The sequence below is a fragment of the Pseudomonas sp. PA27(2017) genome, from assembly GCF_001945445.1.
Taxonomy (GTDB): domain Bacteria; phylum Pseudomonadota; class Gammaproteobacteria; order Pseudomonadales; family Pseudomonadaceae; genus Aquipseudomonas.
This window is the reverse complement of the sequence record NZ_MSXW01000005.1, coordinates 49,405-74,108: the sequence shown is the minus strand read 5'-3', so window position 1 is coordinate 74,108 and position 24,704 is coordinate 49,405. Positions and strand designations below refer to the sequence as shown.

Genomic DNA, 24,704 nt, shown 5'->3' with positions numbered 1-24,704 from the left:
TGGGCGGCCCCGCAAAAACAGGCGAGGACCGGTCGGAGTCGCGCCCGACTTTACGAGCTGTAAATGAGCAGTCTGACGGGAACGCCTAGTTTGGGCTGGCAATCCAGCCTGTTTTTAACGCCGCAGTGCCGACGCGCAGCAGACTTTGAACAGGTTCTTACGGATAGCTGAAGCTCTTCACCAAGGTCAGCTCGCCCGGCGTGCGCATCGGTATCAGAAAACTCTCCTGCTTCTCGTTGACCGAGCCCTCTTCGGTGATCAGGGTGATCTGCCCGGTGGTGAGAATTTGCCCGGCGTTGCTCTCGCCCTCGTCGCCTTCGCTGTAACCGCCGCCGTAGTAGTTCACGTAGACCAGGTACCGGCCCTTGAGCGGCGTGGGCGAGGCGATCATTTCCGGGCCGTAGCCGGTGGTCACGTCGACATCCAGGGCGGCGCCGTTGGCCAGCGAACGATTGCCGTACCACACGTGCTCGCCATCGGGCGTGACCAGGTGCAGATCCAGGTCGGTGTTGTCGCTGTCCCACGACAGCACCACGCGCAGGCGCGCGGGGGTTTCGCCGCTGCCGTTGTTGTAGAACTGCACGCGGCGACGCTGGCTGCCATCCGGGCTGCGCACCTCGACATTGTTGCTGCCGGCCGGGAACACGAATGGTCGGTCGAAGCCGCCGTCCTCGCCGATCTTCAGCGGCATGCTGGTGCCGTTGACCACCAGGCGACCCGGCGCCTTGCTCTCGTCCTTGCCGAGCTGGCTGATCGCGCCCTTGATGCGCGCGGTGTCGGCCTGGTTGGCGGCGCTGGTCACCGAAGAGGCTGGGTAATTGACCTCCTGCATGAACTGCGCGCCGTCGCCACCGCCAACGCGCCAGCCGCTACGCGGGGTGTCGAGTTTCACCTCGGCCAGCGCGCACAGCGGCAGCAATGTGAGGCAAAGGGCGATACGAGGGGTGATCAGGGCCATGATGTCATTCCAGTAACAGGGTGCGGGCGAGGCCTTCGACGTAGGCCTCGTCCTGTCCATTGGGGTGGGCGACGAACGCCAGGTGCAGGTATTCGTGAGTCAGGTCGAGGCGGTCCTGCAGGGAGAAGAAGCCGCGCACGAAAATGCGCTGCCGCTCGCGATCCACATAGGGCCGCCCGGAGGCCAGTTGGCAAACGGTGAACTGCTGGATTTCTTCATAACCCGGCTCCATGTCCAGGCGCGGGCGCCAGCTGCGGCGCTGCTTGCGCAGCCACTGCTCGGCAGCGGCCAGCGGCTGGCAGGCGGCCACGGGTTTGTCCCAGCGGCTCAGGGTGGCACGCGGGAAGGCGCGGGCGAGGATGGCGTCGTAACGCAGGCCACCGTTCGCTTGCTCGACCGCTTGACTCCAGGCCAGACGATCAGGCCCCGGCTGGGTGCTGTGATAGGTCACCGGCGAGCCGGCCAGCACCAGGTCGGCCGTCCACGCGGCGATATCCTTGGCGCCCTGGCTGGCCGGGCGCGGCGCCACGCGCTGGCTGGCGCTGCTGTCGTCGATGCGCAGGCATTCGCCACGGCGACCGGCGCTCTGCAGCAGGTAAGTGCGCGCAGCGATGGCCAGCGCCTTGGCGGCCTCGGCGGGCTGCGCCGAGGCTTCGCGATCCAGCACCCGGGCCACGTAGTCTTCGCGCTGCAGATGGGCCGTGAGCTGCTGGCCCTCGCTCGTACGTTCGAGAAACAGCTCGCCGTGGCTTTCGATGGGCAGGCGGTTGCCATTGGCGAACTCGACCTCGTAGCGCCCGTTGAGCACGCCCGCCTCCACGGCCGCGTCACTGCCCTCGCGCCGGAGCTGACGCAGCGGGTAGCGGGCGAACAGGCGCACCTCGACGCAACTGCCGGCCTCGCTTGGCCAAGCCGCTGGCAGCACCTGGCCGAGCGCCTCGGCATGGTGCTTGAGCACCACGCTGCTGGTGCCCGAGCCGCCAGCCCAGACGGGCGTGCCATCGGCCAGCCAGCCGGCGAAACCACCCTGGCGCGCCTGGGCATCGCTATCGGCCAGCCAGCTCCAGGTCTTCACTCGCAGCCGGCTGCCCAGGGCGCTGACGGTCGAGCCGTCGCCGGCCAGCACCACGTCCAGCAGCACCTTGCGAGCATCGGCCTGTGCGGGTAATTGCGCCAGCTGCATAAGCAGTTGCTGAACCGAAACACGGGTCGCCGGCGCCAGACGCTGGCGCTCGCGGATCCAGCTCGGCGCCTTGCGGGCCTGCCAGTAGCGCGACCAGTCGCCTTGATCCAGCTGCAGATTCTGCTGCTCGAAATACAGGCCGCAGGATTTGACCAACGCCTGATCCCGATCGATGCGCTCGCCCGGGTTGCAGCAATACACCTCTTCCTTGTCCTGCCCGCGGCACTGGTAGCCGCGATCCGGCTGTTTGGTGTCGACCAGATAGGCGTAGACGAACAATTTCCACAGGCTGCCCAACGGCGCCTGAAGAGTGTCGGGCAGCGGTTCGCGGCTGATCAGCCGTTGCCCGTCGAGGCGCAGCAGTTCGCTGCCGCCAGCCGTTTGCCAGGCCAGCGACAGCGGCGCCTCGCTGGCTATCGCTGAACCGCCGAAGGCGGCCAGCAGGGCCAGCGAAGCGAGGATACTGCGCTTATTCAACGGTGACCTTCTGCAGCGCTGGCTCGGCCTCCAGTGCCTGCTGGCCCGGCGCATACAGGCGCACGTAGCGAGCCGGCGGCAACACGAACTCGCCTTTCTGCGAGAAGCGCACCAGGTGACGTAGCACGAGCTCGCCTTGCAGGGCGTCCACCGGCACCGCGTAGCTGAGTTCGCCCGGCTCGTTGCGGGCCTTTTCCAGCGGCGCCGCTTCGTCGCCGCCCAGGCCGCTGACCTGGATGCCCCAGGTGGTGCGCTCCACATCGGCGCCCGGCGGTAGCGGCACTTCCAGCATGCCGTAGCGCAGGGTCTGCTCCGAATCGGTGGTCAGGGTGATTTCGTCCAGATAAAGGCTGGCGCTGGAGATGTCGTCCCTGCCCACTTCATGGGCGCTGAAAACGAAGGTTTCATCGCTTTCGACCAGCTCCAACAAGCGCCGCTTGACGGTGACCGGCACATTGCTCGGCGCAGCCTGGGCGCTCTGGTAGTCGAGGCGCACGTCGCTCGGCTGATCCAGATCGCCGGCCACCTGCAGGGCCTGGGGCGGTTGCGCGCCGTTCCACTGCCAATAGTTGTCGCCGCTGGTGCCTTCCACGGCCTGCCAGTCGCCTTCCAGCGCCAGCGTCGGCTGGGCACTGCGCAGGTCCAGCGAGGGCTGCAGCCAGGTCAGCGCCAGGGCGCGTTCCAGGCCAGCCTGGGCCGGTGCCAGCTCGCCGAGCAGGCGCTGAGCGCGCTGGCGATCAGGGCCATCGAGGTACAAGGCGACGGCCGCCACGAACGGCGACTGGCTCTCGGCCAGGCGACGACGGGCACCATCGAGTTGTACTTGCAGGGCCTCGGCGACCGGCACGCTGTTCTGCTGCGCCAGGCGCACGCCCAGCTCCCGGGCAATCGCCAGGCCCAGGGCCGAATCCGGCGCCGCCATCACCAGGCTGTCGCCTTCGCCGAGCACCACCTCTTCGCCCTCACCCGCGGCGGCCAGGTCATACACCAGGCCTTCGAGCAGGGTTTTCACCGGCAGGCCCATGTCACGGGCGAACGCCAGGATCAGCGCACGCTGCAGCAGTGGCGTTTCTGGAGCGCGCTTGGCGTACAACTCCAGCACGCGCTGCCAGTGCTCTGGCGGCAATTGGATGGCCAGGGCGCGGCTGGCGTGCCAGTCGGCGTAATAGGCATAGGTGGTCAGGAAGGCATCGCCGTCGGCATCGCCGCCCCACCAGGTAAAGGTCGCCTCCGGCCCGGCCATCTGCACCAGGCGCAGGCGGCTGTTCTGCATGATCAGGCGCAGGCGATCCTTGATCCGCGGCTCGCCGGCGGCCAGCGCCGGGTAGGCCAGGCTAAGCGGCAGCAGGCGGCTGGCGGTCTGCTCGACACCGCCGTAGGGGTAGTCGAGCAGGTCGTCCAGCGCGGCGTTGAACAGCCCGGCGCCGCTGTCGGCCACGCGCAGTTGCACCTGGCTGGCATCGGCCGGCAATTGCAGCGGCGTGCCGCCCGGGAACACCGACAGGTGTTCGCTGCGCACCTGCTGCCAGCCGGGCGCCACGGTGCTCAGCTTGACTGCCAGGGCGTCGGCGACTTTATCGGCCTGGCGCAACTCGGCGCTGAAGTCGCCAGCGGCGATCACCGCCTCTTCGACCGGCAGGTAGTTGATGCCCTTGGCCAGCGTTACCTCGCGGCGCTGTTCCTGCTCGCCATGACGAATCAGCAGTTCGGCCTTGGCGCCCGCCTCGCCCTGGTTGAAGGCGAACAGCCCCAGCGCCGGCTTGTCGCCGACACGGAAGCGGCTCGGGCCGCTCCACTTCAGGTACAGCGGTTTTTCCGAGCGCACGAACTGGCGCTTCTGGCCGACTTCACCGTCGGCGCTCACCGCCCGGGCGGTAATGCGCCAGCGGGTCAGCGAGTCCGGCATGCGGAAGCTGAAGCTCGCCTTGCCGTTGGCATCGGTGACCAGGTCCGGCTGCCAGGAGGCGGTGTCGACTTCCTCGCGGCGCGGACGCTCCAGCACCTTGACGCCACGCTCGCTGCGGTTGGCGCGGCCCGGTGCACTGGGCATGCCCGGCAGGGCCAGGTCGTAGCTGATGAACGACAGGCTGGCGCTGGTGCGCACGTTGTTGCGGCGCGGGTGATAGAAGAACTGGTCGATGCCCGGCGCGATTTCCGGTTGCAGGGCATAGATCATCTCGTCCACCACGCTGACCGTCAGGCGCGTCGGCATCGGTTTTCCCTCGAACAGGGTGCTCAGCTCGACGGTGACCAGCTCGCCCGGTTGCACCACCTCCTTGTCGGCCTTGATGGCGATGTCGATCTGCGGCGTGGCGACCTTGATGCCGGCGTTCTGGAAGCTGTAATCACCGCCGCGGGTGTACAGCGCCGAGAAGGTGATGTTCGGCGAGAAGCTCTTGCCGACCGGAATCCGCGCGCGGTACTGGGTGTCGGACAAACGCTCGAGCTTGAGCCAGTCGCCGCCCTTGGAGAGCAGCGCAGTGGCTTCGACCTTGTCGCGCTCCAGGGTCAGCAGCGCATCGCTGACCGGCTCGGGAAAGGTGATCAGCGCCAGGGCTTCGTCGCCGGCCTGATACTCGGCTTTGTCGAGCACGATCTCGATGGTGCCGGCCACCGACTTGACGCCTTCGCCGCTGACCGAATGGCCGGTGGCGCCGAGGATCAGGCCGCTGTCGTCCTTGAGGGTGATGCTGTAGGTGCCGGGGCGCTCGAAATTCAACTCGAAGCCCTTGGCATCTGCCGCCAACTCGCCGTTGCCGGTGCTCTGGTCTTCCAGGCGCCCCCACTCGTAGCGGGCCGGTTTGCGTTCACTGGCACCTTCGCTCTGGTAGGCGAAATTCACCGCCTGGCCAGCCGAACTGAAGCGCTGCGGGGCGCTCAGGCGATAGCGGGCGGCGCCGCGCTCGATGAGGATTTCCTTGCTGGTCTTGACCCGGTAGGCGGCGCCATCGCTGGCGAACACGCTGAGCAGGTAGCGGCTCGGTTTGTCGGCAGCCGGCAGGTCCAGCGCCGCGCGGCCCTGGCTGTCGGTGCTGACCTCGCTGCTGGCCAGCTCGACCGGGAACTGGCCGAGGTACTGCAGTTCGTTGTCGACCATCGACAGCTGCTGGGCACGCAGGCTCAGCTGCACCTTGGCATTGGCCACCGGCTTGCCGTCCGGGTAAAGCAGCACCAGGGCGCCCTTGACCGGCTCACCGGTGCGGAAGTCCGGCTTGTCGAGATCCAGCGACACCTCGAAGTGCGGCTTGATGTACTCGGCGACGCGGAAAGCGCTGCTGTACAGCCCGTCGCGGTAGGCGAAACGCAGCTCGTAGCCGCCGGCCACGGCGTTGTCCGGCAGCTGGAAGCGGCCCTGGCCGCCACGGGCGCTGTCGAAATCGAGCTTCTGGGTCTGCAATACGGTGCCGTTGGCGTCGAGCACGCTGAGGCTGATCGGCGCGGTGCCGGCCGCTACGGATTCACGGGCGTTCTTGAACTCGCGGCCGACGATCTTCACTTCCACCCAGTCGCCGGGGCGGTACAGCGGGCGATCGGTGAAGGCGTACAGCTTGGTGTCGTAGATTTCGCTGTCGTAATAGAAGTTTTCGGAGACGAACACGCCGCCGTCGGCATCCTCACCGATCACGTAGGAGCGCTCCGGGCTGGCGTGGCCCAGGCGCAGCAGGCCCTGGGCGTCGGTCTTGCCGCTGGTCATCACGCCCACGCCATCGCTCCACAGCAGCTTGGCGTCGGCTACAGGGGTGCCCTGGTGCTTGTCGGCCGTCCAGACCAAGAGCTCGCCGCCGGCGATCTTGCTGACCGCCACGGTGTTGGAGACGAATACCACGGTGGTCGCGCGATACTTACCGATGATCGCTTCGGCCAGGTACAGGCCCGGTTTGAGCTTGCCCAGCGGCACGTAGACGTTACCCGAGGCGACGCTGACGAAGTTGCTCGACGAGCCGGACAGGTCGACGCCGGCAGGCGGCTCGATCGGCTTGGCTTCCCACAGCGGGTAGCGGAACTCGGCGACCAGCGGCAGCCCCTTCATCGGCGCGAATTGCACCTGCGGGGTGTACTCGGTGGGCGCGGCGATAGCGTTGCCCATCTTCAGCTCCGGCGCCTCCTCGGTGACCTGCTTGCGCGACTCGTAGGAGAAGGCGCGCTGCATCACCCGGCGGGATTTGCGGTACCAGTTGTCCCACAGGTACGACAGGGTGTTGGACAGCCCCTCGCCCTTGAACTGGCCCTCGGCGACCACGCGGTGCAGGTTCTTCTGACGCTTGAGGAACTCCAGCGGCTGGTCGATGCGGTACAGGCGCATGTCCACGCCGCCGTAGCCTTCCATGCGATAGCGGCGGTAATCGCGGCCCGGCGCTTCGAGACGCACGGTGGCCACTTCATCGGCGGCGAAGCTCGAGTCGGCGAGCAGGAAGAACGACTCGCCGGCCAGCGGCGTGTAGCCGCTGCCTGGCACCTCGTCTTCGGCGTGAGCGGCCAGGGGCATGAGCGCCAGCAGCGCGACGGCGAGCAGACGGTTCATCGCGCGAGGAAATTCAGCCGATAGATGCCGATAAAGTTGGGGTTGGCGTCGTCGGGTATCCATCGGGTGTCCTTCCATGTCATGAGTTGTTGCAGGCTGACGGCACGCATGCCGTTATCCGTGGGAGTGGTGGTGCCAGTGTGGTAAACGATGTCGCGGCCCATCCAGATCATCAGGTGCTGGTCATCACCCTGGTCGAAGAACATCAGGTCGCCGGGGCGCGCCTGGTTCAGATCGCGGCCGACCAACTGGCTGTTGAACTGGATCATCTTGATCGCATTGACATAGGCGCCGCGCTTGCCGCCGCCCTGCTCCCAGTTCTGCGCCAGTTGGCGTTGGCCGTCACTGAGCTGCAGCTCTGGCGGCAGGTAGCGGTTGGACAGGCCATTGGCGCGCAGCCATTTAGCGTCGTGCACCTTTAGCGCTTCGTTGGCGGCGAAACGCACCAGGCCCACGCAATCCTGCTGATACCAGCGCGGGCTAGGCCCCTGGCGCAGCTGCTCCTGGGCGATACGCACGAACCAGGCGCGAAAGATCTGCGACTGCTCGGGATCGAGGCCGGGCGCCTGCTCGGCGCGAGCGGAGAGGCTCAGCGACATGAGCGCGGCGAACAGTGCGATAGCTGCAACCCTCCCAGAGGCTCGCGAGCTAGAGCCATGCAAGGCAAAAACAAGCGAGGAAGCGGAGTTTACGAGCTTGTAAATGAGCATTCCGAGCCTGTTTTTAACGCAGCAGGGCCGACGCGCAGCAGCCTCTGGGTGGGTTTTCACAGGGAGCGCCATTCGAGCGGAACCCACTTCCAATCGTCATCGGCTTCGGTGTCTTTCGGCAGCGTCAGCGCGAACTGGCCATAACCGCCCAAGGCCCGCAGTTTGGGCAGCAGGTGGGTGTCGGCGGCGTTGCGGAATACCGGCTCGTAGTTGGCCGGCAGGCTGTCCAGGGTTTCCTGTTCGAGCAGACGCGACAGCCCTTCGGGCGCCAGGTAACCGGGCACCACGCCGTCGGCGGGTAGCACTTCGGCCAGTGGCGGGAAGCGTTTGTTCAGCGTATCGAGCGCCTTGTTAACCAGCCGGTCATCGAGTGAGAACAGCAAGGTCTGGCCCTGACGTGCCAGGCTCACCCGGAAGAAGCCCTGGGAGACCAGTGCGTCGGGGATGGTGCCCTGCTCGGCCGGGTACTGGCCGAAGTTGGAGCCCACCTCGCGGCGCCAGGTGTGGCCATCGGTCGTACTCTGGCTTTCGACCGGGAAGCGACCGTTCTCGGCATTGGGCTCGAAGGCGCCGATCATGCCGTCGAACAATCCGCCGATGGCCTGATCCAGCTCCGGCGTGGCGGCTTCGTCGAGATGGGCGACCAGCAGCGGCGAATGCAACCGCGAGTCGGCGTACCAGCACAGGCCGGCGACGTTGCCTAGCCGCTTGCGCAGGTCTTCGCTGGCCTGCTCGCTGGCGCCGACCTTGGCCAGCAGTTTTTCGGCGCTGCCCGGCGCCACCGGCACCGCCACGCACGCGCTGGCGCCCATGGGCATGGCTTTCCAGATCGGCGTGAAATCCATGGTCGGCTGGTCGTCCACTTCGTTGAGCGCCAGGAAACTGCTCCAGCCGCCCTCGCCCTTCTCGAAACGCACGCCGGCAAAGGCCGGGAAGAAGCGCTGGTAGCCGAGCGCGACGTATTCGCCGCTCAGGGAAATGCGCTGCTGCTCCGTTTCGCGAGCCTTGAGGCCGAAGCGCTTGGCGAAGGGGTTGTCGCCATCGAGCAGTGCCTCGACTGATTCGGTGGCGTCGCGGCCGAGCTTGTCGTCCTCGCCGAACAGCATGCCGGGCGAGGACAGCACCAGCAGTTTGTCGCCATGGCTGGCCAACAGCAGGGCGCGATCACCCAGGTAATTGAGGCGGTACAGCGGCACGCTGCTGCCATCGACGCGCAGCTCGCCGGCCTGGCTGAGTTGGGTGTCGTCCAGCGCCACATGGGCCAGGGGCTCGAGCACCTTGGCCAGACCGCCGCGCTGCATGACCATCACGAAGTGCTTGAGCTTGCCGTCGGCGCCCTTCCACAGGGCAACGTCGGCGGGCTGGTCGAGCAACTCGTCGAGGAGGTTGTCGCGCAGCTTCAGGTCACGCTCGTAGATGATTCGCCGCAGGCTGCCGACCAGCCCGAGGCGGTCGGCGTTGTGCTCGTAATAGAACACGAAGTCTTCGGTGAGGGTGTCGCGCAGCAGCGGCACGGCCAGCAGGTCCTTGGGCAGACGGCTGAGCGAGGCGCTTTCGATCAGCGCATCAGGGTGCTTGAGGTCCAGGCCCAGGGCGCTGCGCTCACCGAGTTCGCGTGAGTCCTGACCGCAGGCAGCCAGCAGGCCGGCCGTCAGCAGCAAGGCGACGTGGCGCAGGTGGGCAGTGGTATTCCGGTTCATCCGAGCCTCGGGATATCAGTAATTGAAGGATTTCACGAAAAGCAGCTCGCCAATGGCGCGCAGCGGTACCACGAAGGTCTCACGCTTCTCGTTGACGGTGTTCTCGTTGAAGATCAGGTTGATCTGCGCGGTGATGATTTCGTTCTGATTGCTACCTGCCTCGAAGTTGTAGCCCTCGCTGCCCAGGTTGCCCCAGTAGTTCACGTAGATCAGGTAGGTGCCTTGCAGCGGCGCGGTCATGGTGAACATTTCCGGGCCGGGACCGTCGACGCTGTCGACATCCAGGCCGCCGCCATTGGTGAGTACCGGGTGGCTCCAGAACGCGTGCTGGCCATCCGGGGTGACCACGTGCAGGTCGAGTTCGGCCTTGGGATCGTCCCAGCCCAGCACCATGCGGATACGCGCCGGTGTGCGCAGGCTGTTGGCTTCAAAGAACTGAATGCGCTTCAGCGACTGCCCTTCACCGGCCACCAGTTCCACGCTGTTGGAGCCGGCGCCAAAGGCGTAGGGCCGGGCGAAGCCGCCCTGCTCGTCGGTGTACAGCGGCAGCGGGTTGCCGTTGACCACCAGCCGATGTGGCGCACGCAGGTGGCCGATGTTCTGCAGGGTGCCTTCGATCAGGCTGCGCCCACGCTGCGCGCCGCGGTCGATGGGCGGCGTCGGATAGGCCACCCGGGCGTCGTTGTCGCCTTCGTTGAGGCCGTGATAGCGCCAGCCGCCAGCGGGGCTTTGCAGGGAAACGGAAGGTTCGGCACGGCCAGTTTCGGCCCGGCCAGACTCGGCCCAGCTCAATGGCATGGCCAACAGGGCGCAGAGCAGCACCAGTCGCGAAGCGACCGGCGCGCGCCGAAGAGCTCGGCATCGCAGAGGGAAACGAACCACCGCACTGCACTCCTTGTGCTGGCTCAGGGGGGCTGGCGCCGGCACTCACACTGTTGGCTCTGAGAGAAAGGTTTGACTTGCGCGAGGCGCAAGCCGCTTCTGCGGCGCACCCGTCACATCAAGTTACACGCTGGGCAGGAATGCTAGCGAGTTGCCCGAAGGCTGACAATCGTGGCACTTGCGAATCGGCACTGGATCACAATCAACGCGCGTCCGCCCACAACAACCGCCTACTAGACCCACCCCGCCCACTGCAACAACAACAGCCCGACGTTGGTGCTCACCACCGCCGCCAGGGTGGTGATGACGATGATCGCAGCAGCGAGCCGGTAGTTGCCGTTCACTGCCTTGGCCATGACGAAGCTGGAGGCAGCTGTGGGGCTGACGAAGTACAGGAACAGGATCGCCAGGTCCGCACCGCGAAAGCCTACGGCCCAGGCGCCGAGAGTGGAGAGCAGCGGCAGCCAGACCATCTTCATCAGGCTGGAGCTGATGGCCACGCCGCTGCTCTCGCGCAACGAGGCCAGTGAGAGGGTGCCGCCGATGCAGATCAGCGCCAGCGGCAGGGTCATCTGCGCGAAGTATTCGGCCGAGACCATGGTCCAGTGCGGCAGCGGGATCTGCCAGTAGGCAAAGGGGATGGCCGACAGCACGCCGATGATCAGCGGGTTGGTGAAGATGCTCTTGCACAGCGTCCAGGGATCGGCCTTCATGTCTGGCGCGTAGATGGCCAGCACGATGGCGGACAGCACGTTGTAGCAGAGGATCACCACGCCACCGAGCACCGCGCCCACCGAAAGGCCGTAGTCGCCGTACATGCTGGTGGCCAGCGCCAGGCCGACGATGCCGTTGTTACCGCGAAAGGCGCCCTGGGTGTAGATGCCGCGGTCGACCTTCGGGCAGCGCCAGATCGCCCAGCCCCAGGCGAGGGCGAAGCTGACCAGGGTAGCGAACACGAAGTAGCCGATCAGCGCCGGCTGCAGTGCCGCGCTCAGGTCCGCCTGGACGATGCTGATGAACAGCAGCGTCGGCATGGTGCCGCGAAACACCAGGGACGAGGCGGTATCGATGAACGGGTCGTCGATCCAGCGCAGCCGCTTGAGCAGCACGCCGAGAAACAGCATGGCGAAGACGGGCGCGGTGATCGCGAGCGTCTGCTGGAGTACAGCGAGCATGAGAGCCCCGGGAGGTGGAAGTGCCTTAGGATGCGCCGACGTGCCTGGCGCTCAGGCACGTCGATAGCCTGCTAATGATAGCAAGGCTTTGGCTTCCCGAAACGGTTCGACACTCGCTTCAGCGGCGAACCGGGCGCTTCTGCAGTTTGCGCTGCAGGGTACGCCGGTGCATGCCCAGAGCGCGGGCGGTCGCCGAGATATTGCCTTCGTGTTCGGCCAACACGCGCTGGATGTGCTCCCACTGCAGGCGATCCACCGACATGGGGTTTTCCGGCACCAGGGTGTCGAGATCGGCGTGCTGGGTCAGCAGTGCGGCAAGCACGTCATCGGCATCGGCAGGCTTGCACAGGTAGTTGCAGGCGCCACGCTTGATGGCTTCCACGGCGGTGGCGATGCTCGAATAACCGGTGAGGATCACCACGCGCATCTCGGCATCCAGCTCCAGCAGCTTGGGCAGCAGCACCAGGCCGGAGTCGCCTTCCATCTTCAGGTCGAGCACGGCGTAATCGGGCAGGTCCTGGGCGGCCAGCGCCAGGCCTTCCTCGGCGGAAGCGGCGGTGGACACGCGCAGCCCGCGGCTGCTCATGGCGCGCGCCATCACGCGGGTGAAGGTGGGGTCGTCGTCGACCAGCAGCAGATGGGGCTGTTCTTCGCTTTCCAGCAGCGTTTCGTCACTCATGGTTCACTCCTCAATACATGCTCGCGGCCTGCCGGCCCGGCAGTGCGCTGCATCGAAAAACCTGCGTCGGGCTCACACCCGGGCGTAGGCGCGCGGCAACTTGAGCTCGGTGAGCGTGCCGCCTTCTTCATGGTTATACAGCTTCACCGTGCCGCCGGCGCGGGTCACGCTGGCCTGGCTGAGAAACAGGCCGAGGCCGAAACCCTTGCCTTTGCCCTTGGTGGTGAAGAAAGGCCGGCCCAGTTGCTCGGCGATGGCCAAGGGTACACCCGCGCCGTAGTCGCGAATGCTCAGGCGAACCCACTGGTGATCCCAGTCCAGGTTGATTTCCAGGTTGTCCGGGCAGGCATCGGCGGCATTGTTGAGCAGGTTGAGCAGCGCCTGGGTCAGGTCGGCGGGCGGCATCAGTTGCGGCGATTTGCCCACGCCGAGGCATTCGTAACGATAGCTGGCTTCCGGGCGCATCAGGTGCCAGCGATTGAGAGTGGTTTCCAGCCAGCTGACCGCCGGCATTTCCACCACGGCCTGACGGCGATCCGCTTCGGCGGCACGCACCAGGTGCTGGAGGGTTTCCTTGCACAGTTTGACCTGCTCCTGCAGCAGCGCCAGGTCTTCCTGCAGCAGCGGGTTCTGGTGCTCGCGACGCAGCTCCTTGATCAGCACGCTCATGGTCGCCAGCGGCGTGCCCAGCTCATGGGCGGCACCGGCAGCCTGGGTGGCCACGGCCAGCAACTGCTGGTCACGCATGCCTTCCTCGCGGCGCTCGGCACGCAGCTTTTCCTGCTGGCGCAGCTCCTCGGCCATCTTGGCGACGAAGAAGGTGATCAGCCCTGCCGCCAGGGCGAAGCTCAGCCACATGCCATACACCAGCAGGCTCTCGCGCGGCCCCACCGGCAACTGCAGCGGGTGCGACCAGACCAGCAGCAGCGTGTAGGACGCCAGCGCCATGCCGCCGAGAATCATGGTGAACAGCCACGGCAGGGTCGCCGCGGCGATGGTCAACGGCACCAGGTAATAGGACACGAAGGGGTTGGTCGAGCCGCCCGAGTAGTACAGCAGCACGCTGTGGATCACCAGGTCGAAGCCCAGGTGGATGCCGTACTCGGCTTCGGTGACCGGCCAGGGCCCGCGCAGGCGCAACGCGGTCAGCAGGCAAAGCACCAGGGAGGCACCCAGGGTGATGCTCAACTGCAACCAGGGCAGCGGCAACAATTCGGATTTGTAGGCCAGGCCAACCGAACCGGCTTGGGCAGCCAGCACCAGAAAGCGAATCAGGGTCAGCCGCCAGAGGTTCTGGCGGCTGGCCGAAAGCAGTTGTACGGGGGCGAGCATCGATACTCCTCTATGGGCAGCTCTAAAAACGTTGGCGAGGCAGTCAGCACAAGGCAAAAACAGGCGAAAAAGCGGAGTTTACAAGTGGTAAATGAGCATTTTGAGCCTGTTTTTAACGCAGTGATGGCAACGCAGGTAGTTTTTAGAGTTGCCCTATGCTCGTTGGCGAGCCCGGCGAGTATAACCAAGGCCGCCGGCGCCCTGATGCGGCAACGCGCCGCAGTCGTACGACGATTGCCCGGCAGGCGCCGAATCAGACCAATCACTTGCCGGTCGGCGCGGTCTGAGGTGAGGTGAATATTTTTTTCGATTCGCTTAACCCGAATACCCAGACCGCCTCGTCTAACCCCATGAACACGGTCTCCATCCGTGCCCGCTATCGATAAGGAATCGCCATGCTGCCACTGTCCCGCCTCGCCACCGCACTGGCTTTCACCACCGCCGGCCTGCTCAGCATCGCCGCGCACGCCGATGAACCGCGCTACAACCAGATCTCCCTGAGCACTCAGGTCAGCCACGAGGTGGCCCACGACCTGATGCAGGTCACCCTGTATACCGAAGCCCAGCAGAAGGACCCCGCGGCGCTGGCCGCCGAGATCACCCGTACCCTCAATGCCGGCCTGACCCAGGCCCGCGGCGTGAAAGGCGTGACCGTTTCCCAGGGCAGCCGCAACAGCTACCCGGTTTACAGCGAAAAGGGCGAAGAAATCAGCGCCTGGCGCGAGCGCGCCGAGATCCGCCTGGAAAGCGCGGACTTCGCCGCCCTCTCCAAGCTCACCGGCGAGATGCTGAAAACCCTGAAGATGGGCGGCATGAGCTTCAGCATCGCTGACGCCACCCGCAAGAAGGAAGAAGACGCACTGATCAAGGACGCCGTCGCGGCCTTCAAGGAGCGCGCCCAACTGACCACCGAAGCCCTGGGCGGCAAGAGCTACAAACTGGTCAGCCTGAACCTCAACAGCGGCGGCTTCGTGCGCCCGCCGATGCGTATGGAAGCCATGAAGGCCTCGGCGTTCGCCAGCGACAGCGCCACCCCGGAAGTCGAAGCCGGCACCAGCCAGGTGACGATGAATGCCGATGGGGTGATCGAGGTGCAGCTGTAAACCCGCCTGCCGACACCCCGAGAAGAGGTTGCGACCGCTGTCGCAACCTCTTCTTTTTTTGCCCCAAGCTTTTCGGCACAGCCCGTGCATAGGCTTAACTAAGGTCTAGGCTCAAGGCAGGCTCGTCACCATCCGACACGCCCGTTTTGCCGCAGCAGACCCCTCAGGAAAAATCACAATAGACATGAGGTAACCATGCACAAGAACGCCTTTATCCAGGCTTTTGTCGTCGCCGGGCTGATCGCCAGCGCACCTTTCGCACAGGCAGCCGGCAACCTGGTGTACTGCTCCGAAGGCAGCCCGGCGGGCTTCGACCCCGGGCTCTACACCACCGGCACCGACTTCGACGCCGGCGCGGAGACCGTCTTCAACCGCCTCTCGCAATTCGAGCGTGGCGGCACCTCGGTGATCCCCGGCCTCGCCGAGAAATGGGACATCAGCGATGACGGACTGACCTACACCTTCCACCTGCGCGAAGGGGTCAAGTTCCACACCACCGACTACTTCAAGCCCAGCCGCGAATTCAACGCCGACGACGTGCTGTTCACCTTCAACCGCATGCTCAACAAGGACGATCCGTTCCGCAAGGCGTACCCCACCGAGTTCCCGTACTTCACCGACATGGGCATGGACAAGAACATCGCCAAGATCGAGAAGGTCGACGAACACACGGTGCGCTTCACCCTCAACACCGTCGACGCGGCCTTCATCCAGAACATGGCCATGAGCTTCGCCTCGATCCACTCCGCCGAATACGCCGCCCAGCTGCTCAAGGCCGGCAAGGCCTCGGACATCAACCAGAAGCCAATCGGCACCGGCCCGTTCGTGTTCAGCCGGTACCAGAAGGACGCGCAGATCCGTTACAAGGGCAACAAGGAATACTGGAACCCGGATGACGTGAAGATCGACAACCTGATCTTCGCCATCAACACCGACCCATCGGTGCGCATGCAGAAACTGCGCGCCGGCGAATGCCACGTCAGCGTGTTCCCGCGCCCGGCCGACCTGGAAACGCTGAAGAAGGATCCCAAGCTGCAAATGCCCGAGCAGGCCGGTTTCAACGTCGGTTACCTGGCCTACAACACCGAGCACAAACCGTTCGACCAACTCGAAGTGCGCCAGGCCATGGACATGGCGGTCAACAAGCAGGCGATCATCAACGCCGTGTATCAGGGCGCCGGCCAGGTGGCGGTAAACGGCATGCCGCCGACCCAGTGGTCCTATGACGACACCATCAAGGACACGCCTTACAACCCGGAAAAGGCCAAGGAATTGCTCAAGGCCGCCGGCGTGAAGGAAGGCACCGAGATCACCCTGTGGGCCATGCCCGTGCAGCGTCCCTACAACCCCAACGCCAAGCTGATGGCCGAGATGCTGCAGGCCGACTGGGCGAAGATCGGCATCAAGGCGCGCATCGTCAGCTACGAGTGGGGCGAGTACAACAAACGCGCCAAGGCCGGCGAACACGATGCCCTGCTGATCGGCTGGACCGGCGACAACGGTGACCCCGACAACTGGCTGAGCGTGCTGTACGGCTGCGACGCCATTGGCGGCAACAACTACAGCCGCCTGTGCAACAAGGAGTTCGACGCACTGCTCAAGAAAGCCAAGGCGATCAACGACCGTGAAGAACGCACCGTGCTCTACAAGCAGGCCCAGCACCTGCTCAAGGCCGACGTGCAGAACACGCCGATCGCCCACTCCACGGTGTACCAGCCGATGAGCACCCGGGTGAAGGACTTCAAGATCAGCCCGTTCGGCATCAACTCCTTCTACGGCGTGAGCATCGAGTAAACCAGCTGCATGAATGAAAACGCCCGGCCAATTGGCCGGGCGTTTTCGTTTCCAGGAGCCTGTTCATGATCGTGCGGATCGGCCCTGCAAAGTGGCGCAAGCGGCCGCCCGTAGGATGGACGACGCTTCACCTACGCGGCCCGACCCGTTCACCGCCCCGAGATCGCAGTGGTGGATGAAAAGAGCGTCATCCACCCTACGTTTGCCTCTGCCTTGCAGCAGTGTCTTTCATGTCGCCCGAAAAAAATCAGTTCCAGAGACGCTTCAGGCATTCAGCCCGAACGGGTCGTCCACCGAGTGGCTCGGCTGGGTAAACCAGCACGGGCCTTCGGACGTCATGTAGAAGTGATCTTCCAGGCGGATGCCGAACTCGCCCGGCACGCAGATCATCGGCTCGTTGCTGAAGCACATGCCCTCGGCCAGCGGCGTGTCGTCGCCACCAACCAGGTAAGGGCCCTCGTGAATGTCCAGGCCGATGCCATGGCCGGTGCGGTGCGACAGGCCCGGCAGCTTGTAGCCGGGGCCCAGGCCGGCGGCTTCCAGGCTGCGTCGGGCGGCGGCATCCACACTGGCGCACGGGGCGCCGAGCACGGCGGCTTCGAAGGCAGCCTGTTGGGCAGCCTTTTCCTTGTTCCAGAACTCGCGCTGGCGCTCGCTCGGCGTGCCGAAGACGTAGCTGCGAGTGATGTCCGACAGGTAACTGTGCACCTGGCAGCCGGTGTCGATCAGCACCATGTCGCCGTCCTTGAGGGTCTGCGCATGCTTGACGCCGTGGGGGAAAGCGCTGGCCGGACCGAACAGCACGATGCAGAAGATCGAGCCCGGCGCGCCGACCTTGCGGTGCGCCTGGCGGATGAACTCGGCGACTTCGGTGGTGGTGATGCCTTCGTGAAGGATGCTCGCCGCGGCCTTGTGCACCTCCAGAGTCATGTCCTTGGCACGTTGCATCAGGGCGATTTCGGCGGCAGATTTGCGCTGCCGGCACGCAGCAGTAATCACCCCGGCGTCGACGAAACGGTAACCGTTGGTCAGCTTGCGGATGCCTTCGAACATGAAAAAAGGCAAGGAAGAACAAAGACCTACCTGAGGCGGCGCACCATCATCGGGCATCACGCCGAGGCGCCGCAGGCACCTGAGCAGCAATGCATAGGGGCTCTCATGCTCCTCCCAGGTATTGATGGTGCCTGGCACCACCTGAAAGTCGCACACCGTGCCTTCCTCGAAGGTCGGCGCCAGGTATTCCAGCGCGCCACTGGCCGGCAGGATCGCCCCGACCATGCGCTCGCTGGGGTTCCATTTGACCCCGGTGAAGTACTGCAGATTGCTGCCCGCGGCGACGAACAGCGCGTCGATGCCCTGCTCGCGCATCAGCGCCTGGGCCCGCTCGATGCGCGCCTGATACTCCGCTTCGCCGATCGGCTGCGTGCCGGCCGTCATGTCCTGCAGGCGCGCCAAGGCCTGCTCCGGCGTGCTACCGCCCACTCCCAGTGTCATCTGCACATCCTCGTCTGGCGACGGCAACGGATATCGTTGCCGGGTCATTCACTGCGGCAAAATTTAAGTGCAACTTAAATTACGGTCAAAGCATTTTTCAGTGGGACTTAAAAAATGCCGTCAACTTCCGGCTGAAGTCCCTACTCGCCATCGGTATACTCCGCCCATTCGAACAGCGAACCTTACCCATGACCGCAGATCGCATCGGCGAACGCCTGCGCCGCTACCGGCGGGCCGCCGGCAAGACTCTCAATCAGGTGGCGGCGGACGCCGGCCTGACTGCCAGCTTCCTGTCCCAGGCAGAGCGCAACCTCACCGGCGTGTCGATCTCGTCCCTGGCGAGCATCGCCAAGTCCCTGAACGTGCCGCTCAACGCGCTGTTCGACCAGCCCGAGCAGGCGCAGCCCGACTCGCACGTCAACGAGCGCGTACGCTATACGGTCGGCGGCCAGTTGCTGGCCTACGAGCGGCTGTCCAGCTCGTTTCCCGGCAACTCGATCAATGCCGTGAAGATGAACATTCCGGTGGGCTACGAATCGGAGTTGATCGCCCATGAAGGCGTGGAGTTCTCCTACGTGCTGGCCGGGCAGATCGTCTATACCATCGAAGGCCGTGACTACCCGCTCGGCCCTGGCGACTCGGTGCACTTCGATGCCGGCAAGCTGCACCGCCTGATCAATGCCGCTGACGAGCCGGCCGAGGTGCTGACCATGACCACCATGGCGTTGTTTGGCGATCACCCTGCCAATAGCTGATTTTTTGCTCCAATTCAGGGCAAATATGCGCAATGTTAGTGCCGCTTAATTTTTGTTGACCGAAATTTCAGCATGACTTAATTTCGAGCCCGACCCGGTGAGTGAGCTATCCGCTTTCACCGCATTCCGAGCTCGCGCTGAACCCAAGCGCGAACAAAAAGAAAAAAGAGGTTCGCATGCGCATGTCTCTCCTGTGCAAGGCTCTGCTCACTGCAGGTCTGCTCTCCAGTGTTTCGCTCGCCCAGGCCAGCAATCTGGTGTATTGCTCCGAAGGCAGCCCGGGCGGTTTCGATCCGGGCCAGTACACCACCGGCACCGACTTCGATGCGGCCTCGGAAACCATCTTCAACCGCCTGGCCGAATTCGAGCGTGGCGGCACCAAGGCCCAGCCGGGCCTGGCGACGTCCTGGGACATCAGTGAAGACGGCCTCACCTACACCTTTCACCTGCGTGAAGGGGTCAAGTTCCACACCACCGACTACTTCAAGCCGAGCCGCGAATTCAACGCCGACGACGTGCTGTTCACCTTCCAGCGCATGCTCGATCGCAATCACCCGTTCCGCAAGGCTTACCCCAGCGAGTTCCCGTACTTCACCGATATGGGCCTGGACAAGAACATCGCCAAGATCGAGAAGACCGGTGACCACACCGTGGTCTTCACCCTCAAGGAAGTGGACGCCGCGTTCGTGCAGAACCTGGCGATGAACTTCGCCGCCGTCCATTCCGCCGAGTATGCCGACCAGCTGCTCAAGGCCGGCAAGGCCGCGCAGATCAACCAGCAGCCCATCGGCACCGGCCCGTTCGTGTTCAGCCGCTACCAGAAGGACGCGGCGATTCGCTACAAGGGCAACAAGGAATACTGGGCGCCTGATCAGGTGAAGATCGACAACCTGATCTTCTCGATCAATACCGACGCTTCGGTCCGCGCCCAGAAGCTGCGTGCCGGCGAGTGCCAGATCACCCTCAATCCGCGTCCGGCCGACCTCAAGAGCCTGCAGGCGGACAAGAACCTCAACGTGCCGACCGCCCCGGGCTACAACCTGGGCTACATCGCCTACAACGTGACCCGCGCGCCGTTCGACAAGCTCGAAGTGCGTCAGGCGCTGGACATGGCGGTCAACAAGCAGGCGATCATCGACGCCGTCTACCAAGGCGCTGGCCAACTGGCCGTCAACGGTATGCCGCCGACCCAGTGGTCTTACGACGAGTCGATCAAGGACGCCCCCTACAACCCGGAAAAAGCCAAGGAACTGCTCAAGGCCGCTGGCGTGAAGGAAGGCACCGAAATCACCCTGTGGGCCATGCCCGTGCAGCGCCCCTACAACCCCAACGCTCGTCTGATGGCCGAGATGCTGCAGGCCGACTGGGCCAAGGTCGGCGTCAAGGCACGCATCGTCAGCTACGAGTGGGGCGAGTACATCAAGCGCGCCCACGCCGGCGAGCACGACGCCATGCTGATCGGCTGGACCGGCGACAACGGTGACCCCGATAACTGGCTCGGCACCCTGTACGGCTGCGCTTCGGTGGACGGCAACAACTTCTCCAAGTGGTGCGATGCCGAGTACGACAAGCTGGTGGTGGCCGCCAAGCGCGTGACCGATCAGAACGAGCGCAGCGAGCTGTACAAGCAGGCTCAGGTAGTGCTCAAGCGTGAAGTGCCGATCACCCCGATCGCCCACTCCACCGTGTACCAGCCGATGCGCACCAGCGTGAAGGGCTTCCAGATCAGCCCGTTCGGGCGCAACAGCTTCATCGGTGTCAGCAACGACTGATTGGCGTAAGGGCCGCCTCGTGGGCAACCGCGAGGCGACCTGCCAGCCGACAGGCCCGAGTGTCGGGGCGCATCGAGCGCTCAGGTCTCGGGCTTATCCACTGGCTGAGCACGCCGCACGACCGATGATGCACGCATCCTTCTGACCACGGCTCACGGCCTGCCCCTTGCAGGCCGTACGTCTATGCTGACCTCATTCGCGAGGGATATCCGATGAAGACACTACCGCTACGTGCAGCGCTGGCCGCCCTGGTTCTCGGCGCCGCCGGCAACCTCGCAGCCAAGCCACTGGTGGTGTGTACCGAAGCGAGCCCCGAGGGCTTCGACATCGTTCAGTACACCACCGCGGTGACGGCCGATGCCTCGGCCGAGACGGTATTCAACCGCCTGGTCGACTTCAAGCCCGGCACCACGGACATCCAGCCGGCCCTGGCCGAGCGCTGGGCGGTCAGTGACGATGGCCTGACCTACACCTTTCACCTGCGCAAGGGCGTGAAATTCCACACCACCGATTACTTCACGCCGAGCCGCGACCTCAACGCCGACGACGTGCTGTGGAGCCTGAAGCGCCAACTCGACCCCAAGCATCCCTGGCACGCCAAGGCCAGCGTCGGCTATCCCTATTTCGAGAGCATGGCCTTCCGGCAACTGCTCAAGTCGGTGACCAAGACCGACGACCACACCGTGGTAATCACCCTGACTCGCCCGGAGGCGCCGTTCCTGCGTGACATGGCGATGGCCTTCACGTCGATCTACTCAGCCGAATACGCCGATCAGCTGCTCGCAGCCGGCAACACCGCCGACCTCAACAGCAAACCGATCGGCACCGGCCCCTTCGTGTTTCAGCGTTACAACAAGGACGCCCAGGTCCGTTTCCGGGCCAACCCCGATTACTTCCGCGGCAAGCCACCGGCCGACCCGCTGATCTTCGCCATCACCACCGACAACAACACGCGCCTGCAGAAGCTGCGCGCCAACGAATGCCAGGTGGCGCTGTATCCCAAGCCCGACGACGTGCCGGCGATCAAGGCCGATGCCAGGCTCAAGGTCGACGAGATCGAGGCCATCGTTACCGGCTACATCGCCATGAACACCGAGCACCAGTACCTGAGCGACGTGCGCGTGCGCCAGGCGATCAACCTCGCCTTCGACCGCCAGCGCCACGTCGAGCAGCTGTTCGGCAAGGGCAACGCGCTGGTGGCGGTCAACCCGTACCCGCCAACCCTGATCGGCTATAACGACGACAACCGCAACCCGCCCCGCGACCTCGACAAGGCCCGCGCCCTGCTCGAGGAAGCCGGCGTGCCGAAAGGCACCGTGCTCACCCTGTTCACCCGCAGCGGCGGCGGCCAGACCAACCCCAATCCGCGCCTGTCGGCAGAAATGCTGCAAGCGGATCTTGCCGAGATCGGCCTGAAGGTCGACATTCGGGTGATGGAATGGGGCGAAATGCTTCGCCGCGCCAAGAATGGCGAAGGCGATCTGGTATCCGCCGGCTGGGCTGGCGACAACGGCGACCCGGACAATTTCCTGGGCCCGCTGCTCAGCTGCGATGCGGCAAAAAACGGCGAGAACTATGCACGCTGGTGCAACCCTAAGTTTCAGGAACTGATCACCAGGGCCCGCGGCGTGACCGACAACGATGAGCGTGCCGCCCTGTATCGCCAGGCCCTGGCACTCTACGCCGAGGATCAACCCTGGATCAACGTGGCCCACCCGAAGCTGTTCACCGCCATGCGCAAGGACGTCGAGGGCTATCGGATCAGCCCGCTGACCACCAACAACTTCGCCACCACCCGAGTGAAGTGAATAAAAACACACCGCCGGCGCTACAGACGCCGGCGGGCTGCCTGACCGGCCAATGAGGTACCTACCACGATGTTGAGTTTTATAGCCCGGCGCCTGGGCCTGCTGATACCCACGTTCTTCGGGGTCACGCTGCTTACCTTCGCGCTGATTCGCATGATTCCCGGCGACCCCGTGGAAGTGATGATGGGCGAGCGTCGCGTCGATCCGCAGATGCACGCCGAAGCCATGGAGCGACTGGGCCTCAACAAGCCGCTGTACGCCCAGTACTTCGACTACATCGGCCAGTTGGCCCAGGGTGACCTGGGGGAATCGCTGCGCACCCGTACCCCGGTGTGGGACGAATTCACCACCCTGTTTCCCGCCACGCTCGAGCTGACCCTGGCCGCGCTGCTGTTCGCCGGCACGCTGGGGCTGATCGCCGGGGTGATCGCCGCTCTCAAGCGCGGCTCGCTGTTCGATCACGGCGTGATGGGCATCTCCCTGACCGGCTACTCGATGCCGATCTTCTGGTGGGGTCTGCTGCTGATCATGTTCTTCTCGGTGTGGCTCGGCTGGACGCCGGTATCGGGGCGTATCGACCTGCTCTACGACATCCAGCCGGTGACCGGCTTCATGCTGATCGACACCCTGCTGTCCGACGAGGAAGGCGCCTTCGTCAACGCCCTGCGCCACCTGATCCTGCCGGCGATCGTGCTGGGCACCATCCCGTTGGCGGTGATCGCCCGCATGACCCGTTCGGCGATGCTCGAAGTACTGCGCGAAGACTACGTGCGCACCGCCCGCGCCAAGGGCCTGTCGCCGGGCCGCGTAGTGTTCGTGCACGGCCTGCGCAATGCACTGATTCCGGTGCTCACCGTGTTCGGCCTGCAGGTCGGCACACTGCTCGCCGGCGCGGTACTGACCGAAACGATCTTCTCCTGGCCGGGCATCGGCAAATGGCTGATCGAGTCGATCGGCGCCCGCGACTACCCGGTGGTACAGAACGGCATCCTGCTGATCGCCTGCCTGGTGATCCTGGTCAACTTCGTGGTCGACATCCTCTATGGATTGGTGAACCCACGTATTCGCCACCAGCGCTGAGAACCGGCCATGACCTGCTGCGCGTCGGCGATGCCGCGTCAAAATCCCTCTCGAGATGCTCATTGGCTACAGCCAACTCCGCTCTCTCGACGAATTTTTCCTTGCCTCGCGCTAGCTCGCGAGGCCATGAACCGATTCTCCGGAGTCATGAATGGCAACTGATACCAACACAACCGTAGGGTGGATGACGCTTTTCTCATCCACCATGACCGCGCCGCGGTGGACGGATAAAGCGTCGTCCACCCCACAAACTACTTCCGTAGCCTGGGTTGAACAGCGCGATACCCAGATCGCTCTTTCCCGGGTGTCGATTCGCTCGACCCGGGCTACGCCAAAATCAGCTATCCATGAGGTGCGAGCATGACCTCGACCACTACCACGCCGCTCGACCAGAGCCTGGTCTACCCCTCGCCGCTGAAGGAATTCTGGCGCGCGTTCAGTCACAACAAGGGCGCCGTTGCCGGCCTCGGCTTCATGCTGCTGATGGTGTTCTGCGCACTGTTCGCGCCGTGGATCGCGCCCTACTCGCCCAGCGAGCAGTTCCGCGACGCCCTGCTGACCCCGCCGGTGTGGCTGGACGGCGGCCAGTGGCGCTTCATTCTCGGCACCGACGAAGTGGGCCGCGACCTGCTCTCGCGACTGATCCACGGCGCGCGCCTGTCGCTGCTGATCGGCCTGGCCTCGGTGGTCATCTCGCTGATTCCCGGCCTGCTGCTGGGGCTGGTCGCTGGCTTCTTCCCGCGCCTGATGGGCCCCTCGATCATGCGCCTGATGGACATCATGCTGGCCTTGCCCTCGCTGCTGCTGGCCGTGGCCATCGTCGCCATCCTCGGCCCAGGCCTGATCAACACCGTGATCGCCATCGCCATCGTCTCGCTGCCTTCCTACGTGCGCCTGACCCGCGCCGCGGTGATGGGCGAGCTGAACCGCGACTACGTCACCGCCGCCCGCCTGGCCGGCGCCAGCCTGCCGCGGCTGATGTTCATCACCGTGCTGCCCAACTGCATGGCGCCGCTGATCGTGCAGGCGACCCTGAGCTTCTCCTCGGCGATTCTCGATGCCGCCGCCCTGGGTTTCCTCGGCCTCGGCGTACAACCGCCAACGCCGGAGTGGGGCACCATGCTCGCCTCGGCGCGCGACTACATCGAACGCGCCTGGTGGGTGGTGACCCTGCCCGGCCTCGCCATCCTGCTCAGCGTGCTGGCGATCAACCTGATGGGCGACGGCCTGCGCGATGCGCTGGACCCGAAACTCAAGAACGCGATCTGAGGAGGCCGCCA

At 64.8% G+C, this 24,704-nt stretch carries 17 protein-coding genes; 7 read left to right on the top strand and 10 right to left on the bottom strand.

Annotated elements, in window-relative coordinates; all coding sequences use genetic code 11:
* Positions 1-157 precede the first annotated feature (157 nt).
* The 9 genes from BVH06_RS02045 to BVH06_RS02005 form a co-directional block, all read right to left on the bottom strand.
* Positions 158-958: a YfaP family protein gene (locus BVH06_RS02045; RefSeq protein WP_075933012.1), complete on the bottom strand. Its 801-nt coding sequence runs from the start codon at positions 956-958 to the stop codon at positions 158-160.
* Between the two features lie 4 nt (positions 959-962).
* A complete protein-coding gene (locus BVH06_RS02040; RefSeq protein WP_075933015.1) occupies positions 963-2,603 on the bottom strand; it encodes a DUF2300 domain-containing protein in 1,641 nt (546 codons plus the stop codon).
* 7 nt (positions 2,604-2,610) lie between these two features.
* The gene (locus BVH06_RS02035) at positions 2,611-7,140 is read right to left on the bottom strand and encodes an alpha-2-macroglobulin (RefSeq protein WP_075933011.1); all 4,530 of its coding nucleotides are present in this window, start codon (positions 7,138-7,140) and stop codon (positions 2,611-2,613) included.
* The gene (locus BVH06_RS02030; protein WP_075929237.1) at positions 7,137-7,739 is read right to left on the bottom strand and encodes a DUF1175 domain-containing protein; all 603 of its coding nucleotides are present in this window, start codon (positions 7,737-7,739) and stop codon (positions 7,137-7,139) included. Before BVH06_RS02030 ends, BVH06_RS02035 begins: the two co-directional genes overlap by 4 nt.
* Positions 7,740-7,906: 167 nt before the next feature.
* Positions 7,907-9,550 (bottom strand): DUF2138 domain-containing protein, encoded by a 1,644-nt coding sequence (locus BVH06_RS02025; RefSeq protein WP_075933010.1) that lies wholly within the window; start codon positions 9,548-9,550, stop codon positions 7,907-7,909.
* Between the two features lie 15 nt (positions 9,551-9,565).
* Positions 9,566-10,348 (bottom strand): YfaP family protein, encoded by a 783-nt coding sequence (locus BVH06_RS02020; RefSeq protein ID WP_075933014.1) that lies wholly within the window; start codon positions 10,346-10,348, stop codon positions 9,566-9,568.
* A 317-nt stretch (positions 10,349-10,665) separates the two neighbouring features.
* A complete protein-coding gene (locus BVH06_RS02015) occupies positions 10,666-11,607 on the bottom strand; it encodes an AEC family transporter (RefSeq protein ID WP_075933009.1) in 942 nt (313 codons plus the stop codon).
* A gap of 118 nt (positions 11,608-11,725) precedes the next feature.
* On the bottom strand, positions 11,726-12,286 hold the full coding sequence (locus BVH06_RS02010) for a response regulator transcription factor (protein ID WP_075929243.1): 561 nt from the start codon (positions 12,284-12,286) through the stop codon (positions 11,726-11,728).
* Positions 12,287-12,358: 72 nt separating this feature from the next.
* Complete coding sequence (locus BVH06_RS02005; protein ID WP_075929244.1) at positions 12,359-13,618, bottom strand: ATP-binding protein; 1,260 nt, start codon at positions 13,616-13,618, stop codon at positions 12,359-12,361.
* Between the two features lie 395 nt (positions 13,619-14,013).
* Here BVH06_RS02005 and BVH06_RS02000 point away from each other — a divergent pair, with 395 nt between their 5' ends.
* Together BVH06_RS02000 and BVH06_RS01995 are read left to right on the top strand one after the other, a co-directional pair.
* Positions 14,014-14,721, top strand: a complete 708-nt coding sequence (locus BVH06_RS02000) for an SIMPL domain-containing protein (RefSeq protein WP_075933008.1) — start codon at positions 14,014-14,016, stop codon at positions 14,719-14,721.
* Positions 14,722-14,916: 195 nt separating this feature from the next.
* The gene (locus BVH06_RS01995; protein WP_075933007.1) at positions 14,917-16,515 is read left to right on the top strand and encodes an ABC transporter substrate-binding protein; all 1,599 of its coding nucleotides are present in this window, start codon (positions 14,917-14,919) and stop codon (positions 16,513-16,515) included.
* A 264-nt stretch (positions 16,516-16,779) separates the two neighbouring features.
* Here the strand turns inward: BVH06_RS01995 and BVH06_RS01990 are convergent, their stop codons facing one another.
* Positions 16,780-18,009: a Xaa-Pro peptidase family protein gene (locus tag BVH06_RS01990; protein WP_075933006.1), complete on the bottom strand. Its 1,230-nt coding sequence runs from the start codon at positions 18,007-18,009 to the stop codon at positions 16,780-16,782.
* 188 nt (positions 18,010-18,197) lie between these two features.
* Here BVH06_RS01990 and BVH06_RS01985 point away from each other — a divergent pair, with 188 nt between their 5' ends.
* The 5 genes from BVH06_RS01985 (at position 18,198) to BVH06_RS01965 (ending at position 24,693) form a co-directional block, all read left to right on the top strand.
* Entirely contained in the window at positions 18,198-18,764 is a 567-nt protein-coding gene (locus BVH06_RS01985; RefSeq protein ID WP_075933005.1) for a cupin domain-containing protein, read from the top strand.
* Positions 18,765-18,940: 176 nt separating this feature from the next.
* Complete coding sequence (locus BVH06_RS01980; protein WP_075933004.1) at positions 18,941-20,536, top strand: ABC transporter substrate-binding protein; 1,596 nt, start codon at positions 18,941-18,943, stop codon at positions 20,534-20,536.
* A 212-nt stretch (positions 20,537-20,748) separates the two neighbouring features.
* Positions 20,749-22,344 (top strand): ABC transporter substrate-binding protein, encoded by a 1,596-nt coding sequence (locus tag BVH06_RS01975; protein ID WP_075933003.1) that lies wholly within the window; start codon positions 20,749-20,751, stop codon positions 22,342-22,344.
* 69 nt (positions 22,345-22,413) lie between these two features.
* Positions 22,414-23,424 carry an ABC transporter permease subunit gene (locus tag BVH06_RS01970; protein WP_074881438.1) on the top strand — a complete coding sequence of 337 codons (1,011 nt, stop codon included), beginning with the start codon at positions 22,414-22,416 and terminating at the stop codon, positions 23,422-23,424.
* A 360-nt stretch (positions 23,425-23,784) separates the two neighbouring features.
* Complete coding sequence (locus BVH06_RS01965) at positions 23,785-24,693, top strand: ABC transporter permease subunit (RefSeq protein ID WP_070884376.1); 909 nt, start codon at positions 23,785-23,787, stop codon at positions 24,691-24,693.
* Positions 24,694-24,704 lie beyond the last annotated feature (11 nt).